This is a genomic window from Periweissella beninensis (assembly GCF_016908275.1).
Classification (GTDB): Bacteria; Bacillota; Bacilli; order Lactobacillales; family Lactobacillaceae; genus Periweissella; species Periweissella beninensis.
On the sequence record NZ_JAFBDN010000005.1, the window covers coordinates 32,537 to 57,275 of the forward strand.

The window sequence follows — 24,739 nt, forward strand, 5'->3', positions numbered from 1 at the left end:
GTCGTTGCCTAGGCAACGACCTTTTTATTATGCAAATATCGTAAAAACGCGTTGGAATAGCTAGTTGTGTATAGTTATTTGCACTATAAAGGTAACTCGCAGGATAAAATAGCCTAAAAAAGCTGAATTTGCATAAATTCAGCTTTTTTTAGGCTATTTTAACTTTTATCGGTTGATGAAAGCTGATACTTTGCGTATTTACTAGCATCAGCTAAGGTTAATTCGACCTTGACTTGCGTACCTTCAGCGACATAATTGGTTTCAATCACGTGGGCATTATCATTTAAATAGGTGATGATCTGACCATCGCTAAATGGAATTAGGAGATCAACAGTTGTGTAATCATTAAAAATATGTTCTTTGATGATTGCTAATAAAGCCATGAGCGAAGCTTCGTCTCGCGCTGAATACACTAAGGTATCACCTTCACGCGTAGGATAGGCAATTGGATCAAGTAATTTATCAGCTTTGTTATAGCCAACAATCATAGGGATATTAGTAACACCGATGGCTTTGAGGGTTTGCTCAGTCGTTTGCATCATATCCTGATAATTAGGATCAGCATAATCAACAACTTGAATTAATAAATCAGCTTGGGCAGCTTCGGCTAATGTTTGACGAAAAGCACTAATTAAGTTATGTGGTAATTTCGAAACAAAACCAACCGTATCACTGAGTAAAAATTGCTTTTGATCAGGTAAGGTTAACACTCGAACTGAGGTATCAAGCGTTGCAAAGAGCATATCTTTTTCAAAGACTTGTTTGTCTAAATGTTGACCAAATAAGCGAACTAAACCATTCATCGTGGTTGATTTACCCGAGTTAGTATAGCCGACTAGGGCAACCGTGGGTAAACCAGCTTTGACTCGTTGATTACGGCGGGTAGTATCAGCTTTTTCAATCGTTGCGAGTTCCTCTTTAAGATGCGCAATTTGTTTTTCAATCGTACGCCGATCTAATTCGAGTTTAGTTTCACCGGCACCACGGTTAGTGAAACTACCGCCACCCGCACCAGTTTGTTGATCAAGCCGGATATTCATACTAGTTCTTAGGCGAGGTAGTTGATACTGTAACCGGGCAATTTCAACTTGTAGTTTAGCAGCCCGACTTTGGGCACGACTCGCAAAAATATCGAGAATTAAACCGGTACGATCAAGCACTTTAACTTCAGTCTCGGCTTCGATATTCCGAATTTGGGAAGGCGATAATTCATCATTGGTGACAATCATATGACTATCGTGAATGGTCACTAACTCCTTTAGCTCGGCGATTTTACCTTTACCAAAGTAAGTTGCTGGATTGGGATGGTCCAATTTCTGGGTCATTTGGGCACTGACTGTCATGTTATTAGCAGCTACTAAGTTGGCAAGCTCTTCCATTGAGTAAGCAAAGCGTTTTGCACCATCATCTAAACCGGCCAGAATTACATTTTGTATATTTGTTTCCATTAAGTATCCTTCTAATTTTTAAATTAAGCTTCAGGGAGCTGTTCTGTTTGACTATAGAAAATGACTTTTACATCATCTGGGGTTAACGTGAGCTTAGTAATGCTACCATTTTCAGGGGCAATGCCTTCATATTCTTTTTTACCGAAATGACCAGCAATACTACGGATAGTTGAGCCATGCGATACAAGCAGAATGGTTGCGCCATTCGGATGGGCTTGGCGTAAGAAATCAAAACCAGCATCAATACGTGTCCAGAATTGCGCGGCATTTTCGGCATCATGATATGGATCAGCCGCTTTTAGCGCGTTAAGGGCGTTATCAACACCTTGTTTAGTTAGGAGTTCACTAAAACTTTCAATGTCAGTTAGATGATTAGCTTGCGTAATTTTTTTAATTGCTGCAACGGTATCAGTTCCCTCAAATGAACCAAAGAATTGCTCACGAAATTCAGGAAGGGTAGTTGGAGTTTTGATAGTGGTATGTGGGTTTTCGCTTAAAATATATTCAGCTGTTTTAACGGCTCGTGATAAATCACTAGAATAAGCAGCATCAAATTTAATATTTGCAAGCAAATGACCACTACGATGTCCATCGGCCACACCTTTTTTGGTTAATTCAATATCTGACCAACCTTGAAAACGTCCGTAAAGGTTAAAATAGGTTTGACCATGACGGACAAGATAGATGTTTATGTTATTCATAATTTACTCCTTTAATCTGCTAATTCAATAGTTTCTTAACTTATATAGTAACATAAGATGGCAATAAAACGTTGGCTAGCGTATAATTGTATGCCAATGGGATAACAATGTGGTTAGCATAGCAAAATTGTTAGCTTCCATGACTTAATTAATTTAGGTATGATTTATCTAAAATAAAAAATAGAAATAAAGTGAGATAGATAATGTCAAATTCAAACTACACATTCGAACAACAACACTTGAATGAAGTAATTGAAAAAATTAAAACTGCTCAAGTAAAAACACAACAAGAAATTACAACCGTAAAAAAGGACCGAACAGATATTGAATCTGGTTGGAATGATGTCCGGATTAAAACTAGTACCTACGAAAATATGTTAGATACTGCTTTATCAGTCCGGCAACAACAGCAATTATTAATGGAACGAGAAAATAATTTACAGCATGCTACGGGACGCCTAGCAACGTTAGATAAATTACGAGCTAATCCTTATTTTGCGCGGATTGATTTTCAAGAAAACGGTGAGCAAAATGCGGAAACAATTTATATTGGGTTAGGCTCATTTTCAGATACGCCTGATAACTTTTTGATTTATGATTGGCGAGCTCCCATTTCATCAATCTATTATGATGGTGGGCTAGGCAAGGTAGAATATAACACGCCAGATGGACTACAAACCGCAGATGTTAAGCTCAAACGCCAGTTTCAAATAGAAGATGGTGTTATTGTAACAATTTTTGATACTGATGAAGCGGTTGGCGACCAAATGTTGCTTGATGCTTTAAGCGGCGAGTCAGATACTAAAATGAAAAGTATCGTAACGACGATTCAAAAGGAACAAAATAAAATTATTCGAAATACTGATGCGGATCTATTATTTGTGCAAGGGGCTGCAGGTTCAGGGAAAACAGCTGCGGTGTTACAACGGGTAGCATACTTGTTATACCGTTATCGTGGAAATTTAAATAGCGGGCAAGTAATTTTATTTAGTCCTAATCAACTTTTTAACGATTACATTGATCAAGTCCTGCCTGAACTTGGTGAGCAAAATATGGTGCAGTTAACCTATTTCCAATATGCTAATCGGCGCCTACCTAAGATGCAGGTTGAAACTTTGCAAGAACGCTTTGAAAAAGAAAATCCCACTTTACGGAAAATTAACGGCTTGAAAGGGAGTGCTAAGTTTTTTGATATTGTGACACAATATGCGCAGACTTTGAATAAGAAGGGTGTTCATTTTAAAGACATTAAATTCCAAGGCGCACCATTTTTTGATCAGCAAAAAATCGCAAAGTTATATTATGGTTATAATGAAAATTATAAATTGGGTCAACGGATTAATGCAGTTAAAGACACATTGATTACTTCATTAAATGGGCGCGTTGGGAATACATTAAAAGAAAAATGGGTTGAAGAAGCAATTCAGAATTTGACCAAAACGGAAATTGACTCACTCTTTGGAGACCAACCACGTGAATTTGCTTCAGAAGCAAAAGAATATAATTTTATTGCTAGAAAAATCGTTATGAATGCCTTTAAACCGATAGCTAAGGCAATTCGGCGTAATCGATTTATTAACTTTAATGCGCAGTTTGTACAACTCTTAAAGAGTGTGCCAACTTATATTAATTTAGCAAACTGGGATATTAGTGAAGAAGAATGGCAAAGTCATGTAAATGAAGTTGTGCGTGACTTTAAACAACATCGGATTACGATTGCTGATGTTTCAATTTATTTATATCTATATGATTTAATTACTGGTGCGCACGGTGAACGGGATATCCGCTTTGTATTTATTGATGAAATTCAAGATTATTCTGCGTTTCAATTAGCATTTTTGAAGTTTAGTTTTCCAAAAGCGAAATTTACCATGTTAGGGGATCTTAATCAGGCTATCTTTACCAAAGAAAATGCGCGAACACTCTTACATGAGTTAAATAAACTGTTTGTCAGTGCTAAAACTGAGGTTGTCCAATTAACCCAGACTTATCGCTCAACGCAACAAATTACTGATTTTTCAAAGGCTATTTTAGTCAATGGGGAAAAAATTACGGCCTTTAATCGGCATGGTGCGTTGCCAACGGTCTTAGTTAGTGCGAACCAAGCCACTTTAGCCACTGCGCTATTAAATCAACTAGCGGTGCATAATGCCCACGAAGATACAACGGCCATCATTACTAAAAACTTAGCTGATGGCCAAGCGGTCGCCGACATGCTAGCAGCCAAGCAGGTTACGGCAACGTTAATTAAATCGGAAAATCAAAGGTTAGCTAGTGGGGTTTTAATCGTACCGTCGTACTTAGCTAAAGGGTTAGAATTTGATGCTGTTATTATTTGGGATGCATCAAAAAAGAATTATCCAAGTGAAGGCGATCGTCAATTACTGTATACGATTGCTTCACGGGCAATGCATCAATTAAGTGTACTGGCTTATCAAGAACTAACGCCATTATTAGCACGGGTAAGTCCGACTTTATATGAGGTAATTAATGAATAAACTAGATGATTTTCAAGTGGTTGACCGTACAACATGGCAAGCCATTGAACCACATACGATTTTTACCAAACAGCAACTTGAAAAATTAGCGCAGACTTTTCCAATGTTTGATCCAACGGAAATTAAGGTTATTTATCAGCCACTAATGGCATTATTAGAGTTGAAATTGGCGATTCAAAGCAAGCAAATGCAACAATTTAGTACATGGTATCCTAAAATTAATGCGCAACCATTTGTGATTGGAATTGCTGGGAGTGTTGCGGTTGGTAAATCAACAATGGCCGCTTTACTAGCCGCTGCGCTAAAAATTATTTTTCCTAATTTGCAGACGGAATTAGTTTCGACCGATAGCTTTTTATATAATAATGCTTATTTAGATCAAAATGACTTAATGCAAGCGAAAGGATTTCCAATTTCATATGATACGGCAAGTTTTATTGCGTTTTTAAAAGCCTTTAAACAACGCCAAACTAATTTGAAAATTCCAATTTATTCACATCAAAAGTATGATATCTTAACCAACCAACAGCAACTTGTTAATAATGCCGATATTTTAATCGTTGAGGGGATTAATGCTTTGCAACGAGTATCAAAAGACGAAATGCCAGTTGATTTGATGGATTACAAAATTTATATTGATGCTGATGAAAAAATAATTGAAAAATGGTTTTTAGAGCGTTTTGAACGGTTAGTAAAAGAGGCAACGCCAAATACGTATTACTACCAGTTTCAAGCAGACTTAAATGTCGGGCGTTCATTAGCAAAGAACACTTGGCATAGTATCAATGGGGTGAATTTGCATCGCTATATTGGTCCATCAAAAATCAATGCCAACTTAATTTTAATAAAAGGACCTAATCATCATTTAGAAGCTGTTGCTTTTAAGAAATATTAGTAATAAAGCTGTAAAATTTACTTGATTTTACAGCTTTTTTTGATGAAAAAAACTTTTTTATGTATTTTTTTAATTTTTTTTGGCTAAAAAAGGGATTTATTTTGTAATAATTAAGGGGGTTAACTATTTTGCATAAACGCTTGTATGATAGGTTTGAAACCACGAGATTAATTTAAATTAAAGCAAATATTACGAAAAAAACTACTTATATTACATTAAACCAGGTATCTTGCAATCAAATCGCGAAGTCACTGTCATATAAAGCCAGTAGTATATAGCATGTTGATTGATACGAACGAATCAACTTAAAAGAAAAATAACTGCAAAGATCAGTTATATAAAACGAGAAGTAATATAAAGTATAAAATTCAAAAACATTTCAATCATGAAGGAGAATTAATAAAATATGTATAGTTTAAAAAATGCTAAGAAAATTGTTTTAACGGGTGCCGGTGTTGTGGCTGCTTTAGTATCAACTGGTGTTGTGGCTCACGCCGATACAACTGTTACTGTAAAAAGTGGTGATACTATTTCAAAAATTGCCAATGCGCATAATACAACTATTTCAGCAATTGCTAATGCTAACAAATTAAGTAACGTTAACTTGATTTTTGTTAACGAAAAGTTGACGATTCCAACAAGTAGCACAGCTTCAGTTAACCAAACTCCTAAAACAACTACGACCCAAGCGCCAGTTTATAAAACAAGTACAACTAAAAACTATGGGTCAACAAATAATGTAGCTAAAGCAGCAACAACTAAGAGCTATAGCTCAACTAATACAACTGCCAAGGCTACTACGACAACTCAAACTGCAAGTACTACTGCTAAGACAACTAATGTTTCAACAAGGACGTCAACTTCAACGTCAAGTAACTCTGCTAAAACTTGGATTGCACAACACGAATCAGGTAACAGCTATTCAGCACGGAATGGGCAATACATTGGTAAATACCAATTGAGTTCATCATACTTAAATGGTGATTACTCAGCTGCTAACCAAGAAAAGGTAGCTGATAATTACGTTTCAAGTCGTTACGGTTCATGGGAAAATGCTAAGCAACACTGGTTAGCAAATGGTTGGTACTAAAATAAGGTTTAAGCATTAAATCAGGTTAGGATTAAATTCCTAACCTTTTTTGTGTTAATTAGTAATTACGGCTAATTGAGGCAAACACGTGATAAGCTAAGTTTTAATTTTTTGTCAAATAAATTGACAAAAAATTATAAAGTAAGTAGACTATACTATTGTACGAAAAACAAAAAAATGTTTAAAAGCACGCATAAAAGAAGAGGAGAAATGTATGATTGATACACAAGGGAAACCTTTTAATCGAGGTTTGTTGATTGCTGTGTTATTAACGGGGACATTTGTAACAGTTTTGAATCAAACCGTTTTAGCAACAGCCTTACCGACATTAATGAAGTCATTGCACGAATCATTGGGAACGGTGCAATGGTTGACAACTGGATTTATGTTAGTTAATGGGATTTTAATTCCCATATCGGCATGGTTAAGTCACCGGTTTAATACTAAGTGGTTATATTTAGGTTCAATGCTTATTTTTTTAATAGGGACGGTGATTGCATTCACAGCCGATAGTTTTAGCCAATTACTAATTGGACGGTTAACTCAAGCGGTCGCTGTTGGAGTAACGATGCCATTATTACAAGTTATTATGTTATCGATATTTCCCGCTAATAACCGTGGGGCAGCCATGGGAATGGCAGGATTGGTCATTGGTTTAGCACCAGCCTTGGGGCCCACTTTATCTGGTTGGATTTTGGACAACTACAAGTGGCAAATGCTATTTGGGATTATGATTCCAATTATTTTAATCGTTCTAGTTGCTGGTTTTTTCTTTATGCGGCCGGTTATTGCAACCAAAAAGGAAAAGCTTGATTATTTCTCAGTAATTTTATCAACGATTGGTTTTGGGAGCCTATTGTATGGCTTCTCAGAAGTTAGTTCTAAGGGATGGGGCGATATTAATTATGTTATTGTACCGTTAATTATTGGTTTGATTTTTATTGTGTTGTTCGTTTATCGGCAAACTAAAATCGAAAAACCTTTACTACAAGTCAAAGTGTTTAAAAATGTGCAATTTACAGTTGCAACTATTTTGGGAGCATTGGTCATGATGACCATGATTGGTGCAGAAATGGTTATTCCACAATACTTACAAACGGTGCGCGGGATGACACCATTTCATGCGGGATTAACATTACTAGCAGGGGCCTTTATGATGGGAATTATGTCGCCCATTACTGGTCGCATTTATGACCAAATGGGAGCCAAGCGCTTAGTAATTGCTGGGCTCGTAATCTTAACCGCCGGATCACTGCCATTCACGGCGTTAACTGAAACAACCCCAATTGTAACTGTGACGGTTTTATATGCTATTCGGATGTTTGGTATCTCGATGGTCATGATGCCGGTAACAACGGCTGGTATGTCAGCGTTGACTGGGGAGATGGTGGCTCATGGAACCGCAGTTAATAACACCACCCGGCAAGTAGCTGCTTCAATGGGAACGGCCATTATGATTTCAGTTTTATCAAATGTCATCAATAATAATATGCCAAGTAAACATTTATTAACGACAACACCGTTAGAATATAAAAACCAAGCCCTTAATGCTGCAATTGATGGTTATCACGCCGCTTTTTGGGTCGCCATTGGTTTTGCCATTATTGGTTTAGGGGTATCGTTCTTTTTAAAGGCGAAACGTAATAAAAGTCAGACATTGCAAAGTGGAGGTGCTAAATAATGATATTAGTAATAATTGCAATTAGTACCATCTTATTTTTCATGAGCTTTGTTTTGATTAAAAAAAATAGCTATCGTTTTATAACGGCTGGTCTGTTTTTAATCATTTTAATGGTAAGCGTTGCTGCGTTGGTTGCTAATGACAAAAATCATTTTGGTATGGAACAAAAGACAACTAGTAAAACAATTAGCATTAAACCGATGGTTGCTAATAGCCAAATGCCATTGAAAATTGTCCTTTATCAGCCAGTTGGCACGTCTGGTAAAGATAATGTTTACCTATACAAAACTACTAATAATAAGAAAACTAATACGCAAACTGATGGTAAAACTAGCAACAAGGTTTTGTTGACTACCACTAAAGAAGCGAGATTGACGGTAAAGACAACTAAATATGTCTATAAAAATAATTTAACTAAATGGTTATTTAAATTAGATAAGAAGCAACAAATTGTGCGCCGTGAGAATAAATTTATCTTACCAAAAACTAATTGGGTGCAATTAAGTGTTGCCCAAGCAAAGAAATTACAAGTGGCAGCTACTAAAGCACAAACTAAAACAGCACAAGCGCGCCAAAAACAAGCCGCAATGGCTTTTGTAAGTCAAAAACTAAAAGGTGCAATGACGAAAAAACCAGCGTTAATGACTGATAAGCAAGCCCAACAGGCATTAACGCAAAAATATTTAGCTGAATATAAAATGATGGTGGCGCGACAATTAATTGAAAAGATTAAAAAATAGCGTAAAAAAAATATCTAGTAAAGAAAACTTTTAATTACAAATTAATCATGTTATAATTACTCGTGTAGTTTGGTTCGGTAAAAATTAGGTCTTGTTTCATCAGTTTTGAGAAATATCTCCAGTTGCACCAATCAGTTACATAAACAATATGCTACTTTATTAGTAGTCAATAATAAGGAGATTCATCTAATGGAACAAGGTACAGTTAAATGGTTTAACGCAGACAAAGGTTTTGGCTTCATCACTCGCGAAAATGGTGACGATGTATTCGTACACTTCTCAGCTATCCAAGGTGACGGTTTCAAGACTCTTGAAGAAGGTCAAGCCGTAACTTTCGACGTTGAAAGTTCAGATCGTGGCCCACAAGCTGCTAACGTTAACAAAGCTTAATTTTAAATTACTTATTTAAAATTTGGAAAAAGACTAGGATCATAGATCCTGGTCTTTTTTGTGCGGTCAAAACTTTTGTGGTGCGCTATTGTAATGACCAAAGGTGGTAATTATGTGTGACCAGTTGAACTGAAATCTGTTCCAAAATAAGTTTAAAACTAAAAGTAAGATGGTCTGATTTTAGTTTAGAAAATGATAAAATATTTCCCAATATTCTTGAACAAATGTTTGAGCAAACAACGTTTTTAAGGTATTATTAATTTATGTGAAGTTACCAAGATATTCACAATTTGGAGGGATCTGATGAACGAAGAACAATTTGTGGCAGCATTAGCAGCACAAGACATTACGTTGTCAACAAAGCAATTACAGCAATTTGCTGATTATTATGATTTGTTAATTGAAACTAATGAAAAATTCAATTTAACAGCAATTACTGAAAAATCAGATGTATATTTAAAGCACTTTTATGATTCAATTAGTGCCGCTTTTTATTTTGAAGATTTTAAAACAAAGGAATTACAAATTTTAGATGTCGGTGCTGGTGCCGGCTTTCCATCAATTCCATTAAAAATCGTGTTTCCGCAGTTACAAGTGACCATCGTTGACTCCTTGCAAAAAAGAATTAATTTTCTAGGAGCGTTAGCTAACAAATTAGGACTAACGAATGTCGCGTTTGTTCATGATCGCGCGGAATCATATGGGGCTAAAAAAGCCCCCCACCGGGCAAGTTATGATGTTGTCTTGGCACGTGCGGTCGCTAGAATGACTATTTTGAGTGAATTGACATTACCGTTATTGAAACTAAATGGTAAGTTAGTGGCAATGAAAGGTTCTAGTGCTCAAGTTGAGCTAGCAAATGCCCAAACGGCATTGAAAATTTTAGGCGGACAAGTGATTGCCACCCACGCGTTTAAGTTGCCAAATGGTGATCCACGTGAAATTGATATTGTGGAAAAGATTAAGGTAACGCCTGCTAAGTATCCCCGTAAACCAGGGACACCTAATAAAGAACCATTAGGAGAATAGTTAAGATGATGCTAAAGGGGGTTGATTAGCTGTGACGGATGAGATACACAAAAAAGTGCAGCTATCGCCAATACAAGTTGATAGATTGGTGCAAGAGTTACGTACCAAAACAACACAGCATCAGCTATCAATTTTGGCAGAAGCGAAGTGTTACGCTGAAATCATGCGGTTGAGTGATTATACCCAAGTCGCATTAGCACATGAATTAGGTAAATCACAAGCAACAATTGCAAATAAAGTACGGTTGTTAAAATTAGGGCAACCCGCAAAAACTGCACTCGAAGAGGGTTTGATTACGGAGCGACATGCGCGCGCCTTATTAAAATTAGATAAGCGCACACAAGCAAATGTGGTCAAAAAAATAATTCAACAAAATTTAACTGTTAAGGTTACGGAAATGTTGGTTAAAAAATTATGCTATAACCAATTAGATTTGCCAGCTCAACAGGCAGTTGTCCAGGATTATTTAACAGTAGGAATTGAAAAATTCAAGAAACAGGGGATTTATCTTGATTATCATGCTAGTAAAAATCAAATCACATTAAAATTTATATCGAGAGAAGAAGCAGAAAGGAAAACGTAAATGGCACATGTTATTGCAGTTGCAAATCAGAAAGGTGGGGTTGGTAAAACAACTACCAGTGTAAATCTTGGAGCAGCCCTAGCAACCGCGGGAAAACGCGTTTTATTAGTTGATATCGATGCCCAAGGTAATGCTACTAGTGGGACAGGGATTCAAAAATCAGCAATTGAAAAAGATATTTATGATGTCTTAGTAAACGAGGTTCCTTTAGCGGAAACAATCTTAGCGTCAACCCATGAAGGTATGGATGTTGTACCCGCAACAATTCAATTATCAGGAGCTGAAATTGAATTAGCCCCACAAATGGCACGTGAAATGCGCCTAAAAGATGCTTTAGATACAGTGCGTGATCAATATGACTATATTATTGTTGATAATCCGCCTTCGTTGGGAGTTATCACGATTAACGCCTTTACGGCAGCGGATTCAATTTTAATTCCAGTGCAAAGTGAATATTATGCGTTAGAAGGATTAGGGCAGTTATTAAATACTGTTAAGCTAGTTCAAAGACATTTCAATACAGATTTAAAAATTGAAGGTGTTTTATTAACGATGTTTGATGCGCGAACTAACTTAGGACAAGAAGTAAATTCAGAAGTTCGGACATATTTTGGGGATCAAGTATATAAAACAATTATTCCCCGAAATGTCCGATTAAGTGAAGCACCTGCCCACGGATTAGCAATTACTGATTATGATCCAAGTTCACGTGGAGCAGAAGTGTATACTGCTTTGGCAAAGGAGGTCTTAGCGGCCCATGGCGACTACTAGAAAGAAAAGTATTTTAGGTGAAGGTAAAGGATTAGGCGCATTATTGAGCAGTAATAATATTGACATTGATATTGAAGATTTAAATACTGAAAAAATCCACAAGATTAATATTACTGATATTGTTGCTAATCCATTTCAACCAAGGATTACATTTGATCCAACCGCATTAGAAGAACTTGCAGAATCGATTAAAAATGAAGGGGTTTTTCAACCGATTATTGTCCGGCAACCAAACAGAACTGAAAAAAAGTATGAAATTATTGCTGGTGAGAGACGGTTTAGAGCGTCTAAGTTAGCCGAACAAAAAAATATTCCGGCGATTGTTCGCGATCTATCAGATAATCAGATGATGGAATTGGCAGTTGTTGAAAATTTACAACGTGAAAATTTATCCCCTTTAGAAGAGGCACAAGCATATCAAACGTTAATGGAACGTTTGAATTTAACCCAAGCACAAGTCGCTAAACGGCTCGGTAAGTCACGCCCATTTATTGCTAATTACTTACGGCTTTTAACCTTACCAGCTACGGTTAAGGATATGGTCCAAAAAAATGAATTATCAATGGGGCAAGCACGGACACTACTTGGCTTAAATGACAAGCAAAAAATTACACCATTAGCTAAAAAAGTGCTTGATCAAGGGCTCACAGTTCGCCAATTAGAAGCATTGGTTAATGAATATAATGGTATGACTGAACCATCAGCTAAAGTAGCAACTAAAGATGTGCAAAAACCAAATAAAAAGCCCAGTCTGTTTATTAAAGCAGCTGAAAATCAATTAGAAGAGAAGTTTGGCACAAAAGTAGCCTTAAAGGGGAATTCCAAAGGACAAGGTAAGATTGAAATCAATTATTTATCAGATAATGACTTGAATCGAATTTTGGAAATGTTAAACATTACTTTAGATTAGGTGGTAAGTGAGATGGACTATCAAATTTCTGATATAGTAGAAATGAAAAAAGCACATGCATGTGGGACTAATGCATGGAAAATTTTAAGAATTGGTGCTGATATCAAATTAAAATGTGAGGGTTGTGGGCATATGATTATGCTTACTCGCTTGAATTTTAATCATCGTATAAAAAGAGTTATTTCATCAGCAGCCGAACCAACAAAATAATTAATAAATAAAGGAATAAAAAATAATGGCATTAACAGCAGGAATTGTTGGGTTACCAAATGTAGGTAAATCAACTTTATTTAACGCAATTACTAAAGCAGGGGCCGAGATGGCTAATTATCCATTTGCAACGATTGAGCCGAATGTGGGGATGGTGGAAGTACCAGATGATCGGTTAGCCCGCATTCAAGCAATTGAACCAGCGGATAAAATTATTCCAACAACTTTTGAGTTTACTGATATTGCCGGAATTGTGAAGGGTGCGTCAAAAGGTGAAGGTTTAGGAAATAAATTTTTAGAAAATATCCGGCAAGTAAATGCCATTGTGCATGTGGTGCGGGCCTTTGATGATGATGAAATTACCCATGTTAATGGTGTGGTTGATCCAATTAGTGACATTGATACGATTAATACAGAGTTGATCTTAGCTGATTTAGAGGCTGTTGATAAGCGCTATGCTAAAACGGAAAAATTAGCAAAAACAGCGACAAATAAGGAAGCACAGGCAGAATTTGCGGTGCTGACAAAGATTAAACCAGTTTTGGAAGCTGGCAAGGCTGTCCGGTCAATTGAATTTAATGAAGAAGAACAAAAGGTTGTTAAAGGCTTATTTTTATTAACTGCAAAACCAGTATTGTATGTGGCTAATGTAGCTGAAGATGATATGGGTGACCCAACACAATCACCATATTTCCAAAAAATAAAAGAATTTGCAATGACTGAACATGCCGATGTAATTGGTTTATCAGCACGGGCAGAAGAAGAAATTGCAGAGTTAGCAGATGAAGATAAAGCAGAATTTTTAACGATGGCTGGAGTAAGTGAACCTGGTTTGAATAAATTAATTCGAGCTGCTTATCATTTACTAGAACTACGGACATTTTTTACTGCTGGTGGTAAAGAAACGCGTGCTTGGACGTTTAAAGCAGGAATGAAAGCACCACAAGTGGCCGGCGTGATTCATTCTGATTTTGAACGAGGTTTTATCCGTGCAGAAACGATTGCATTTACTGACTTAGATCAATATGGTTCAGTTAAGGCCGTTAAAGAAGCAGGTAAGCGCCGTTCAGAAGGTAAGGAATATATTGTTCAAGATGGCGATATCATTGAGTTCTTGTTTAATGTATAAATTTAAGTGGAATAGGATATTATGATGGGTGAAGAAAAGAAGATTAATGAAGATGTAATTCAACCGCACCATGGTGCAGTTAGTCATAATGCAACATTTGCGGATGACGGTTTAACTAGTAAGAACCAAGACTTTATGTTCCAATTAAATAAGCATTTAGGTGATCAATTAGCAGCGGCTGATAAGCAAGCAGCTTTGACAGCGGTGATTACTGAACTAAAAGCTGGTCAACTTAAAGGGCAAACAGCTAAGCAATTGTTTGGAACACCTAGTGCTAAAGCACAAGCAATTTTAAATCCACAAAAAAAAGTGAACAATAGTACCGTTAGGGCTGGCTATTGGGCCAATGTTATCGATACAGCATTAATGTTTTTGGCAATGTTTAGTGCAGTATTTGGCTTTTTCTTATTAACATCCAATGGTAAAATACAAACGCAAGGCACACCATATGGGCTATTAAGCTTGTTACTAACAGCCTTCACGGGAGGTTTAATTTTTGCTTACATTCAGCAATTGTTAGTACCTGTAAACCCTAAGGATAAAAAGCCACTGTGGTTTAGATTAGTGTTCACACTTGGGGCGATTGCACTATGGATGGTAGTATACATCGGTGTAACTGCAATTCCAAGTGCTATTAATCCAATATTGCCGGGTTATGTTTATCTAGCATTAGCAGTATTAGCTTTCGTTGGATTTGTTTTTGAAAGACGAATTACCGGTATTACCGGTGGTGTCTTTGATAGTTCTAAACGAAATAATTAAAATTAAAATTAACTCGAGGTAAAAATAATGACCAAAATTCTTGTTGCTGATGATGATCGTGAAATTGCAGAATTACTTGAAATTTATATTAAAAATGAAGGCTATGAACCTGTTTTGGTAGCTGATGGTCGCGAAGCCGTATCAAAAATTCATACTAATCCTGATATTGCATTAATGATTTTGGATATTATGATGCCTGAGTTAAATGGCTTAGAAGTTGTTAAAGAAATTCGTAAAGACTCTAAAATTCCAGTCTTGATGTTATCTGCGAAATCAACTGATATGGATAAAATTCAAGGTTTGATAACCGGCGCTGACGATTATGTCACCAAACCATTTAACCCACTTGAAGTTATGGCACGGGTTAAGTCATTGTTAAGACGTGCGGAAAATGCGGTTCAAAATGATAAGCCAGATATTCTAAATATTAGGTCATTGGTGATTAATCGTGATTCACATGAGGTGAAAACTGTTCAGGGTGAACCAATCACACTAACTGCCTTGGAATTTGGCATTTTATATTTATTAGCTAGTCATCCCAACCGGGTATTTTCGGCTGATGATATTTTTGAACGGGTATGGCAACAAGAATCAGTAGTCTCAGCGAAAACTGTGATGGTTCACGTATCGCATTTACGTGATAAAATCGAAGAAGCAACCAACGGTGAACAAGTTATTCAAACTGTTTGGGGTGTCGGTTATAAAATTGAACAAGTATAAAGGCGGATATTAGCTAAAATCAGTTCAGTAGTTAGGTTAAAGTACTAATTAGGCTAATAAGGATAAAGGGGCTAGGTCACATTTACTTATGACCCAAGTCCCTTTTATTAATGTAATGACAAAGTATTATCTGAAAGGAGTGCTATGAGACTAACTGGTAAAGAATACTGGCTACTATTTTGGGAAGCAATTGTGACAATAGGGGCGTTGTTGATGATTGACTGGGCCGTTTTAACAATGTTAGCCCATTTCATATATAGTAATCCGGGGGTTGAAAATGGGATTTTTGAAATTAAAAGAAGTATTAATATTGGGCCTCAAAGAATCAAAATATGGAGTTATCAGTGGATTGCGATTTTCTTAGCACTGATATGTGATATCTTAGTATTAACATGGCGCTTAATTCGGAGATATCATTTATATCAGATGGGCCATATCATTCAAGAATTACATTATATTGCGGAAGGTAATTTTAAACATCGAATTCCTTATAAATTAGGTAAACGCCTCCAACCGATTATTGATAGTGTTAATGCACTGGTCGATGCCCAAATTAAAGCGCGGGAAGATGAACGTGCGGTTGAACGATCAAAAGACGAAATGATTACAAATGTATCACATGATTTAAGAACACCGTTAACATCAATTATTGGTTATTTGGGATTAATTGAAAGTAGTCAGGGTCATTTACCACCAGCTGATGTAAAAAAATACAGCCATACTGCGTATACTAAAGCGATTCAAATGAAATCATTAGTGGATGATTTATTTGAATTTGCACAAGTACAACAGTTAGATATGCGAATGAAAATCAAAAAAATCAGTTTAACTGATATGTTGGATCAACTAGCAGCAAGTTTTGAACTTGAAGCGCAAAATAAGCACATTAAAATTGAAACGATGGTACCTACAAACGAAATTTTTATTGAAGGTGATCCTGATAAATTAGCCCGCCTATTTATGAACTTAATTCAAAATGGTTTGAAATATGGGGAAAAGGCGACATATATTAGATTGATCGCAACGATTGAAAATAAATATGTGCATATTATTGTCGCTAATGATGGGATTGCAATTCCGCAAGAAGCGGTTAAACACTTATTTGATCGTTTTTATCGAGTCGAGAGTTCACGGTCACCAAAAACAGGCGGAACTGGTTTAGGTCTAGCAATCTCACAGGGAGTTGTGGAGGCCCATGGTGGTGAAATTTTAGCTAGATCAAACTCACAGATAACTGAATTTGAAGTTATTTTGCCGATTGAACAAAAAGGTAATAAGGAGACCGAAGATGCAAGTAAAAAATAAAATACGTCAGCGTTGCTTATTCAGTATAGTTGTTTTATTAATTAGTTTTTTGCTACCATTGCCGATTTTGGCTGCTAATACAGCTACTAATACACCAGTGGCAACTAAAATCGCTGCTAAAGGCGCAATTGTAGTAGATGCTAAAAGTGGGCAAGTCTTAGGTGGTCAAAATATGACTAAACTGTTACCTGCGGCATCGACATCAAAATTATTAACAGTCTACCTTGTTCACCAAGCAATCGCGGCGGGAAAGTTAACTTGGCAAACACCGGTTAAAATTTCTAAAAACATTGCTAAAGTTAGTGTTGAACCTGAATTAACGAATGTGACATTAACAGCTAATAAAAGCTATCGTGTGATTGATTTATATCGGGCAGCTTTACTAGACTCAGCTAATGCTGCAGCTATGGCATTAGGGCAAGCAGTTAGTGGTAGTCAAAAAGCATTTGTGGCCAAAATGCAGCAGCAACTTAAACATTGGGGGATAACTGATGCTAAGATTTATGGCGCCGCCGGTTTAAAAAATAGTCAGGTTTATACAGATGCAGTGGGTACTAATCGAAATGCGGAAAATATGATGTCAGTCCAAGATATGGCAATCATCGCAAGTCATTTAGTAAATACATATCCAAGTGTTTTGAAGACGACCAAACTAACAACTGCAAAATTTAATACCACTACAACACTAACATCGACTAATTGGTTATTACCAGGTGGTCAGGTTAGTACTAAATACCATTTTGATGGTTTAAAAACTGGCGCATCACTAAAAGCACTGGGTAATTTTGTAGGAACGCTGACCTACAAGCAGCGGCGCTTAATAACGGTCGTTTATGGCGCAGGGACCGCCAATGCTGCGACTGATCCAGCACGCTTTATTCAAACCAATAATTTATTGAATACCGTGCTTAAACAAAAACATTATATAAAGCTCGCAGCCCATCGTAAAAATGTTAAAATTAAAGTTAAAAATGGCCAAAAGCAAGTAATTACAAGTACGAATAAGCAAGCCATTGGTGCTTGGGTTAATCATAATGTTAATAAACTTGAGGTCAAGGCAGTAAAAACTGATAATAATCAAGCTCCATTAAAGAAAGGGGCGAAAGTTGGTAAATTACAAGTAGCGCGAGTATACTTACCAACCTATCAAAAAATTAATGCTGACCTAGTTACTAAGAACAAAGTTAGTCGCGCTAATTTTTTGATATTAGCATGGCGTAATATAACCAGTTGGTTTTGAGATTAGTAAGGGAGTTTAGGTAGATGGCAAATGATCCGATTGAATTACATATCATGAAAAAGATATTTAATGCTGAAAAATTATTTTTTCGAATTGGTGAACTAAGTAGTATGACCGGTGTTTCTACGCGACAGTTACGCTATTGGGAACAAAAAAATTACATTCATTCTATTCAACGTGATGATGAACAAAGTGCACGCGTATTTCATTTCAAAGAGTATGCCCGTGTTAGTGGGATTAAATACTTTTTAGATCAAGGCTACTCGTTACAAGCAGCCGTAAAACAAGTAAATCAATATATTGATGTTTCTCATTTTTTACATAAATTTGTTAAAGAGGGAATTAAAACAGTTAAGACAAGTAATAATACATGTGAAATTGATTTAGGCTGGCTAGATGAAGCTAAAACACAACATTTATACGCCCGATTGGAAGATGAAAAATTTAAATATTATGTTGAATGATAAAAAATTATGGTCTTTATCAATTAAACGATCATATTTGCTTGAAGATAAGCACCAAAACTAATAAAATTAACTTAGATAGTTTTGTTAAAATTAACGAGATAGGGTAGAGGACAAAAATGAGAACATATGCCGATCCAAAGTTTAAATTGTTTTCATTAAGTGCAAATCAACCACTTGCAGAAAAAATTGCCGAAACAATAGGTGTTGAGTTAGGTAAGATAAAGGTTGATCGCTTTAGTGATGGTGAGATCCGGATTAATATAGAAGAAAGTATCCGTGGAGATAACGTATACGTTGTGCAAGGAACATCAGCCCCCGTAAACGATAATTTGATGGAATTACTAATTATGATAGATGCATTGCGCCGGGCCAGTGCAGCAAGTATTAATATTGTGATGCCATATTATGGGTATGCACGGCAAGATCGTAAGGCCCGTTCACGCGAACCAATTACTGCTAAGTTAGTTGCAAATATGTTGGAAAAAGCTGGTGCCACAAGAGTAATCGCCTTAGATTTACATGCTGCCCAAATTCAAGGCTTCTTTGATATTCCGATGGATCATTTAATGGGCGCACCATTATTAGCTGATTATTTGTTAAGTAGCGGGATTGCTCAAGAAGATCAAACGGTTGTGGTATCACCAGATCATGGTGGTGTTACACGAGCACGGGCACTGGCCGAACTATTAAAAGCACCGATTGCTATTATTGATAAACGACGGCCAAAGGCCAATGTGGCGAAAATAATGAATATTATCGGGGATGTTAAAGGTAAGCGCGCCATTATGATCGATGATATGATTGATACTGCTGGCACAATTACCCAAGGGGCACAAAAGATTATGGATGAAGGGGCCAAAGAAGTTTATGTTGTCGCTACACATGCTGTTTTATCTGGTCCAGCAATCGAGCGTTTAGAAGCTTCAGCCTTTACAAAGGTTATTTTAACTGATTCCATCAAATTACCGGATAATAAAAAGTTTAGTAAATTAGTCCAAATTTCAGCAGCTGATTTGTTAGCTGATGCAATTATGCGCATTAATGAAAACAAACCGGTTTCACCGTTATTTACTAATCGTTTTCGGCGTGGTGCACATAAATAATTAGTTACTAGCAGCTAAAATGTAAATTTACTAAGTAATGCTGATAGTAAAATAACAAAAAAGATTGACTTAAAATGATTGAATGTAAATTATTTTAAGTCAATCTTTTTTGTGTAGCGCTAAATAAAAATAAATGTAATATTTTATGACATTAATTACTGAAAAAGATGCTAAAAAGCGTCAGCTACCAAATAGTAGTAGCAAAAAGTAAGACGAACGATTTTTAAAAAAAGTGACATTAAAGGGTGTTAATGACGAATTGATTAAAAAAAGATGAGTTTTTTATTAGCTTTTTTAATTAACAGGTTGTATGCTATTCATCAATACATCCATATAGTTGCTTAAAATTGTTCTAAAAAGTAATGATGGGATGGATGGTTAACGATTTGATTGTAAAGCATCAGTGATAGGAAAAAAGGAGAATGCTTATGGATGTCTTTAGAAGAAAACAAGTTGCAGATTTACTGAAAGAAACATCACCATTGAAACGAACATTGCGGACATGGGATTTAATCTTTTTAGGAATTGGAGCCATTATTGGAACTGGGATATTTGTTTTAACAGGTAAGGGTGCGTTAACTGCTGGACCAGCATTATCAATTTCATTTTTAATTGCTGCGATTTGTTGTGGTTTTGCAGGGTTATGTTATGCAGAATTTGCTTCATTAGCACCTGTTTCTGGTTCAGCATATACATATTCGTATATTGCATTTGGTGAAATTATTGCATTTATCATTGGTTGGGATCTGATTTTAGAGTATGCACTAGGGGCAGCAACTGTATCAGTTGGTTGGTCGGGCTACTTAGTAAGTTTATTAGCTGATTTTGGCATTCATATTCCGACCGTTTTAACCGCTGCGGCTGGAACGACACCAGGAGTTAGCACGTATTTTAATTTACCGGCATTTTTAATTGTCTTAGCAATTACGTGGCTAATTTCAGTTGGAATTAACCAAACTAAAAGAGTTAATGATACCATGGTAATTATCAAGTTAATTGTAATTGTGCTATTTATTATTTGTACCATTTGGTTTATTAAACCTAGCAATTGGCACCCCTTTAGCCCATATGGTAGTTATTCGTTCCATAATGGGACTGCGGCAGGCGTTATTCCAGCGGCATCAGTAGTCTTCTTTTCATTTATTGGTTTTGATTCAGTATCTTCGAGTGCGGAAGAAACGATTAATCCAAGTAAAACATTACCACGTGGAATTTTATTATCACTATTAATTTCGACGCTTCTTTATATCATCATGACTTTAATTATGACTGGAGTTGTTAAATATACGGTCTTTACTAAGTATTTAAATGCACCAATTTTAGCTGTTCTGCACGAAACTGGTCAAACATGGTTATCGATTATTGTTAGTGTTGGGGCCATCTTGGGGATGACGACTGTTATTTTGGTTCAATTATATGGTCAATCAAGGATTAGTTACTCAATGGCGCGTGATGGGCTTTTTCCTGAATTTTTCGGGCATATCAACAAAAAATATCAAACACCTTTTAAGGGTACTTGGTTTTTTGGAACTTTAGCAGCATTAGCAGGGGGCTTTATTAATTTAAATATTTTATCGGAACTAGTAAATGTGGGAACCTTAACGGCATTTATTCTAGTATCGGCTGGTGTTTTGGTGATGCGGTATCGTCAGCCTGATTTACACCGAGGGTTTAAAGCCCCTGGACTACCAGTAACGCCAATAATTGCCATTCTTTTCTGTATTATGTTAATTTTAGGGCTAAACTGGGAAACTTGGGTTCGTTTTATTATTTGGTTTACTTTTGGTTTGTTAATTTATTTTGGGTATTCTAAAAGACATTCAAAACTTAATCAGTGATAAGGAATCAAGGATATTTGCAAGGGATGTGATAATCCTAACTGACTTTGGCTTAGGTAGGAAACTTAACGCGATAGTGTCAAAGAAATTAGGTAGTTGATAGTACTAAAAAGGACCTACATGAGAGGCCCCCCAATGTTGAAGGTTAGTTCAATATTGGGGGGCCTCTCATTTATTTTTTAAAGAAACCTGCTCGCCAAAGTAAATACGTAACAATTAACATACCAATTAAAGTAAAGAGGATGGTTAACTGCCAACCATATTTAGCGTTCATAAACGGTAAGGCGACATTTTCACCGTAAAAACCGGAAATAATTGTGGGAACAGTTAAAAGAATTGAGTAAACTGTTAATAATTTCATGGTTTGGTTTAAATTGTCATTAACGAGGTTCGCGTAAGAATGGGATAACGAATCTGTGACTTCCTGGGCTAATTCAGCCATGTCAATGGCTTGGGTCACCTCTACTAATACATCTTCTAAATGTTCAAGTTGGAGATTAGTAAAGACATTAGCACTACGGCGTTGTAAATCTTGTAGCAGAAATTTGTTAGAGCGTAGTGAATTTAAATAGTACACTAATGATGTTTCTAGTTGTAATAAATCGTTGGTTTGTTTTTTAAATGACTTGCTCGCGCGTAACTCATCTGTTAATTCACGTCGACGCCGATTAATACCAATAATTGCGGTTACATAGTCACTATTTAAAGAGTACAAACCATTAAGAATAATATCGATTGGCGTTAATGAAGTATGTGTTGGTAATAATTGGTGATTATTAGGGGCTAATAGCGTTTGATTAGTGAATTGGGTGGCCGGTCTGACGAACACAAATAGGGCATTGTTTGTAAACAAAATACCAACTGGCTCTGTTGCTTCTAGGTTTGAGTCAGGTGTTACAACATCAAAAATCATCAATGTTAAATTATGATCATAATCATACTCCATACGCGCACTTTCATTTGGATCAGTAGCATAGTAGATTAATTCATCAGAAATATTGTGCTGATCATGTAATATTTTGCGTTCAGCAAGCGAAAGATCAGTTACCTCATACCAAGCAAAGTTTTTATTAAAATGATGCTGTTTAATCATAATTATCCTCTTAAAATATAGTTATTACCAATAACTATAACATTAGGGCCAAAGAGGGTACATTAAATATAATTGCACAATTAAAATAATACATAAAGCAACCCCCATATTCCAAGTTGGAATCGGCATTACTTGATAGTAAGTTCTAGGGGCCCCTTCACTAAAGCCATGGGAAGTCATGGCTTGTGCAAGATTATTTGACCATCTTAATGACGTCAAAATGGCTTTGAAAAAAATCTGGGGTGACCAAAAATGCAACGTTACACCACGCATTTGGGCCGCAATTTTAATCGTTTTGATTTCCTGACCAATCTTAGGAATGAAATTAAAGGCGGCAAGCATACCATAAACAAATGTATTAGGAAGTTTAACATTTTGTTCTAATGCCTTTAAAATTTCATCAATGTGAGTGGTTAAGGTTAGTGTTGCACCAAGCCATACATAGGCAAAAATACGGCTAAACATAACCCAGGCCATATGATGGTTATCACCAGTACCATAGAAATAAATAGATGACCATGAACCAAAGGCTGGTAGCAAGGGGATGCAGGCAGTATAGATAAAATTTTTCAAATTGATTTTTTTACCTAGTAAATAAATTAGACTACTAATGACTAAAAGACAGTTTAAGCTAATAGATTTTGTAAATGAGATTTCTAAACTAAGTAATAGGACGATGCCTAATTTTACACTAGCATTCATTAAAGTACCTCCTCGTAGGTAATTGACTGATGATTAAAGACAAGGTGATAGTCAAAGTAGTCAGGGATACCAGTCAGCTGATGACTAATCATCAAAACGGTTTGGTTTTGTTTGCGAGTCATTTGTTTTATTAATGACATAATCCTATCAACTGAAGCTAAATCTAGTCCAGCTAGTGGCTCGTCTAATAATAAAACAGGAGTACCAATAATCAACATAATTAATATTTGCAACTTTTTTTTCTGTCCGCCAGATAATTGATAAATAATATGATCTTGCATCTCAGCCATGTTTAAGAAAGCAAGGACTTCAGTTAGTTTAGTTTCTGACCATAATTCTGGATAATTGGCATACTTTAAACTCAATTCAAGTTCTTCTTTGAGGGTCATTTTTAAAAATTGCATCTCAGCTTGTTGAAAAATTAAAGCTACCTGACGAGCATATTGCGGTGTTTTTATTTTCTTTATATTTTGATCTAAATAAAAAATACTACCAGTATAGGGATGTAATTTAGTTAACGCACCAAAGAGGGTTGACTTACCAACGCCATTAGGGCCAGTAAGTAAAGTCATCTTATTCTTTAACAAATTAAAATTTTCGGTTGCTAATAGTTTTGTTTGACCGGTGGTAATCTGTAGAGAAGGTGCGTTAAGGACAATTTCAGCATTTGCAGGTGGTAGCGTAAAATTGGCCTGTAAAGTATTAAATGGCTTAAATAGTGCAGGAGCTGGTGTAATTTTTTTTACCTGATGCGCTTCAATCGCAAAAAGATTAGGTGCTAAGTTTTGGTAGCCAGCCAGATCGTGATCACTAATAATGATTGTATGGCCGCGCTTTACTAATTCTTTAAGTTTTGTAAGTAGATCAAGGCGCGCTAACGGATCGACACTAGCAAAAGGTTCGTCTAATAAAATAATGTCACTTTGCATGGCTAAAACAACTGCTAGGGCAACTTTTTGAGCTTCCCCACCGCTGAGAGTTTTAAGTTGCCGATGCGCAAGGTGGCTAATACCAACAAAGGCAAGGGCATATTGAGCCCGTTCATCAATTTCTGAGGCGGTTAATGATAGATTTTCAAGCGTGAAGATAATTTCATGAAGTGGTGTCGTCATGGCAAATTGTTCACTAGGATTTTGAAAAAGCATACCAATTTTTTTAGTTCTTTGTTGAATGGAATAAGTCGTAATTGGCTGATCATCAAGCAGAATGGTCCCAGTAACATTGCTGCCATACTCAGGGTATAAGCCCGCTAAAGCTTTTAAAAAAGTCGACTTACCTGAACCTGATGGCCCAATTAATAGGTTAAATGATGGCTCAACAAATGTTAATGAAGTATCAGTGATCACGGATATATTTTGATGCTCAGTGGGATATTCGATTGTAAGATTTGAAAGTGCTAAGCTTGTCATAAAATGCCTCATGTTTTTTTGCGAA

The 24,739-nt window shown here is 36.2% G+C and carries 24 protein-coding genes; 19 read left to right on the forward strand and 5 right to left on the reverse strand.

The genetic code is table 11. The features are described from left to right. Positions 1 to 158: 158 nt before the first annotated feature. Positions 159 to 1,448, reverse strand: a complete 1,290-nt coding sequence (gene hflX / locus JOC59_RS03140; RefSeq protein ID WP_205143350.1) for a GTPase HflX — start codon at positions 1,446 to 1,448, stop codon at positions 159 to 161. Between the two features lie 23 nt (positions 1,449 to 1,471). After that, positions 1,472 to 2,149, reverse strand: a complete 678-nt coding sequence (locus JOC59_RS03145; RefSeq protein WP_205143351.1) for a histidine phosphatase family protein — start codon at positions 2,147 to 2,149, stop codon at positions 1,472 to 1,474. A gap of 203 nt (positions 2,150 to 2,352) precedes the next feature. Here JOC59_RS03145 and helD point away from each other — a divergent pair, with 203 nt between their 5' ends. The 19 genes from helD to JOC59_RS03240 all read left to right on the forward strand — a co-directional run bounded on the left by helD (position 2,353) and on the right by JOC59_RS03240 (position 21,510). Further along, positions 2,353 to 4,647 (forward strand): RNA polymerase recycling motor HelD, encoded by a 2,295-nt coding sequence (helD, locus tag JOC59_RS03150; RefSeq protein ID WP_205143352.1) that lies wholly within the window; start codon positions 2,353 to 2,355, stop codon positions 4,645 to 4,647. Continuing rightward, positions 4,640 to 5,542, forward strand: a complete 903-nt coding sequence (gene coaA, locus JOC59_RS03155; protein ID WP_205143353.1) for a type I pantothenate kinase — start codon at positions 4,640 to 4,642, stop codon at positions 5,540 to 5,542. The genes helD and coaA overlap by 8 nt, the downstream gene beginning before the upstream one ends. A 406-nt stretch (positions 5,543 to 5,948) precedes the next feature. Continuing rightward, positions 5,949 to 6,632: an aggregation-promoting factor gene (gene apf, locus JOC59_RS03160; protein WP_205143354.1), complete on the forward strand. Its 684-nt coding sequence runs from the start codon at positions 5,949 to 5,951 to the stop codon at positions 6,630 to 6,632. A gap of 214 nt (positions 6,633 to 6,846) precedes the next feature. Next, on the forward strand, positions 6,847 to 8,313 hold the full coding sequence (locus JOC59_RS03165; RefSeq protein WP_205143355.1) for a DHA2 family efflux MFS transporter permease subunit: 1,467 nt from the start codon (positions 6,847 to 6,849) through the stop codon (positions 8,311 to 8,313). Then, entirely contained in the window at positions 8,313 to 9,053 is a 741-nt protein-coding gene (locus JOC59_RS03170; RefSeq protein ID WP_205143356.1) for a DUF4811 domain-containing protein, read from the forward strand. Before JOC59_RS03165 ends, JOC59_RS03170 begins: the two co-directional genes overlap by 1 nt. 189 nt (positions 9,054 to 9,242) lie before the next feature. Next, positions 9,243 to 9,443 (forward strand): cold-shock protein, encoded by a 201-nt coding sequence (locus JOC59_RS03175; RefSeq protein WP_168721656.1) that lies wholly within the window; start codon positions 9,243 to 9,245, stop codon positions 9,441 to 9,443. Positions 9,444 to 9,746: 303 nt separating this feature from the next. Beyond that, positions 9,747 to 10,472: a 16S rRNA (guanine(527)-N(7))-methyltransferase RsmG gene (gene rsmG / locus JOC59_RS03180; protein WP_205143357.1), complete on the forward strand. Its 726-nt coding sequence runs from the start codon at positions 9,747 to 9,749 to the stop codon at positions 10,470 to 10,472. Positions 10,473 to 10,503: 31 nt separating this feature from the next. Then, positions 10,504 to 11,055, forward strand: coding sequence for a ParB/RepB/Spo0J family partition protein (locus JOC59_RS03185; RefSeq protein ID WP_205143358.1), 552 nt, complete (start codon positions 10,504 to 10,506; stop codon positions 11,053 to 11,055). Further along, positions 11,056 to 11,826, forward strand: coding sequence for a ParA family protein (locus JOC59_RS03190; RefSeq protein WP_205143359.1), 771 nt, complete (start codon positions 11,056 to 11,058; stop codon positions 11,824 to 11,826). After that, complete coding sequence (locus tag JOC59_RS03195; protein WP_205143360.1) at positions 11,813 to 12,736, forward strand: ParB/RepB/Spo0J family partition protein; 924 nt, start codon at positions 11,813 to 11,815, stop codon at positions 12,734 to 12,736. Before JOC59_RS03190 ends, JOC59_RS03195 begins: the two co-directional genes overlap by 14 nt. 12 nt (positions 12,737 to 12,748) lie before the next feature. Further along, complete coding sequence (locus tag JOC59_RS03200) at positions 12,749 to 12,946, forward strand: DUF951 domain-containing protein (RefSeq protein ID WP_205143361.1); 198 nt, start codon at positions 12,749 to 12,751, stop codon at positions 12,944 to 12,946. Between the two features lie 25 nt (positions 12,947 to 12,971). Next, positions 12,972 to 14,075, forward strand: coding sequence for a redox-regulated ATPase YchF (gene ychF / locus JOC59_RS03205; RefSeq protein WP_205143362.1), 1,104 nt, complete (start codon positions 12,972 to 12,974; stop codon positions 14,073 to 14,075). A gap of 21 nt (positions 14,076 to 14,096) precedes the next feature. After that, on the forward strand, positions 14,097 to 14,837 hold the full coding sequence (locus JOC59_RS03210; RefSeq protein ID WP_205143363.1) for a DUF1129 family protein: 741 nt from the start codon (positions 14,097 to 14,099) through the stop codon (positions 14,835 to 14,837). A 27-nt stretch (positions 14,838 to 14,864) separates the two neighbouring features. Then, positions 14,865 to 15,557: a response regulator transcription factor gene (locus JOC59_RS03215; protein ID WP_205143364.1), complete on the forward strand. Its 693-nt coding sequence runs from the start codon at positions 14,865 to 14,867 to the stop codon at positions 15,555 to 15,557. A gap of 144 nt (positions 15,558 to 15,701) precedes the next feature. Next, positions 15,702 to 16,862: a sensor histidine kinase gene (locus tag JOC59_RS03220; RefSeq protein WP_205143365.1), complete on the forward strand. Its 1,161-nt coding sequence runs from the start codon at positions 15,702 to 15,704 to the stop codon at positions 16,860 to 16,862. After that, entirely contained in the window at positions 16,846 to 18,102 is a 1,257-nt protein-coding gene (locus tag JOC59_RS03225) for a D-alanyl-D-alanine carboxypeptidase family protein (RefSeq protein ID WP_205143366.1), read from the forward strand. Before JOC59_RS03220 ends, JOC59_RS03225 begins: the two co-directional genes overlap by 17 nt. A 23-nt stretch (positions 18,103 to 18,125) precedes the next feature. Continuing rightward, positions 18,126 to 18,566: a MerR family transcriptional regulator gene (locus JOC59_RS03230; RefSeq protein ID WP_205143367.1), complete on the forward strand. Its 441-nt coding sequence runs from the start codon at positions 18,126 to 18,128 to the stop codon at positions 18,564 to 18,566. A 119-nt stretch (positions 18,567 to 18,685) separates the two neighbouring features. Continuing rightward, positions 18,686 to 19,672: a ribose-phosphate diphosphokinase gene (locus JOC59_RS03235; protein ID WP_205143368.1), complete on the forward strand. Its 987-nt coding sequence runs from the start codon at positions 18,686 to 18,688 to the stop codon at positions 19,670 to 19,672. Between the two features lie 428 nt (positions 19,673 to 20,100). Continuing rightward, positions 20,101 to 21,510, forward strand: coding sequence for an amino acid permease (locus JOC59_RS03240; protein WP_205143369.1), 1,410 nt, complete (start codon positions 20,101 to 20,103; stop codon positions 21,508 to 21,510). 172 nt (positions 21,511 to 21,682) lie between these two features. On the opposite strand, the gene JOC59_RS03245 is transcribed toward JOC59_RS03240, so the two are convergent. Genes JOC59_RS03245 through JOC59_RS03255 form a run of 3 tightly spaced genes read right to left on the reverse strand, consistent with a single transcriptional unit; the run spans position 21,683 to position 24,714 of the window. Further along, positions 21,683 to 22,603 carry a magnesium transporter CorA family protein gene (locus tag JOC59_RS03245; protein ID WP_205143370.1) on the reverse strand — a complete coding sequence of 307 codons (921 nt, stop codon included), beginning with the start codon at positions 22,601 to 22,603 and terminating at the stop codon, positions 21,683 to 21,685. 42 nt (positions 22,604 to 22,645) lie between these two features. Beyond that, complete coding sequence (locus JOC59_RS03250) at positions 22,646 to 23,305, reverse strand: energy-coupling factor transporter transmembrane component T family protein (RefSeq protein WP_205143371.1); 660 nt, start codon at positions 23,303 to 23,305, stop codon at positions 22,646 to 22,648. Then, positions 23,305 to 24,714, reverse strand: a complete 1,410-nt coding sequence (locus JOC59_RS03255) for an ABC transporter ATP-binding protein (RefSeq protein ID WP_205143372.1) — start codon at positions 24,712 to 24,714, stop codon at positions 23,305 to 23,307. The genes JOC59_RS03250 and JOC59_RS03255 overlap by 1 nt, the downstream gene beginning before the upstream one ends. Positions 24,715 to 24,739: the final 25 nt, after the last annotated feature.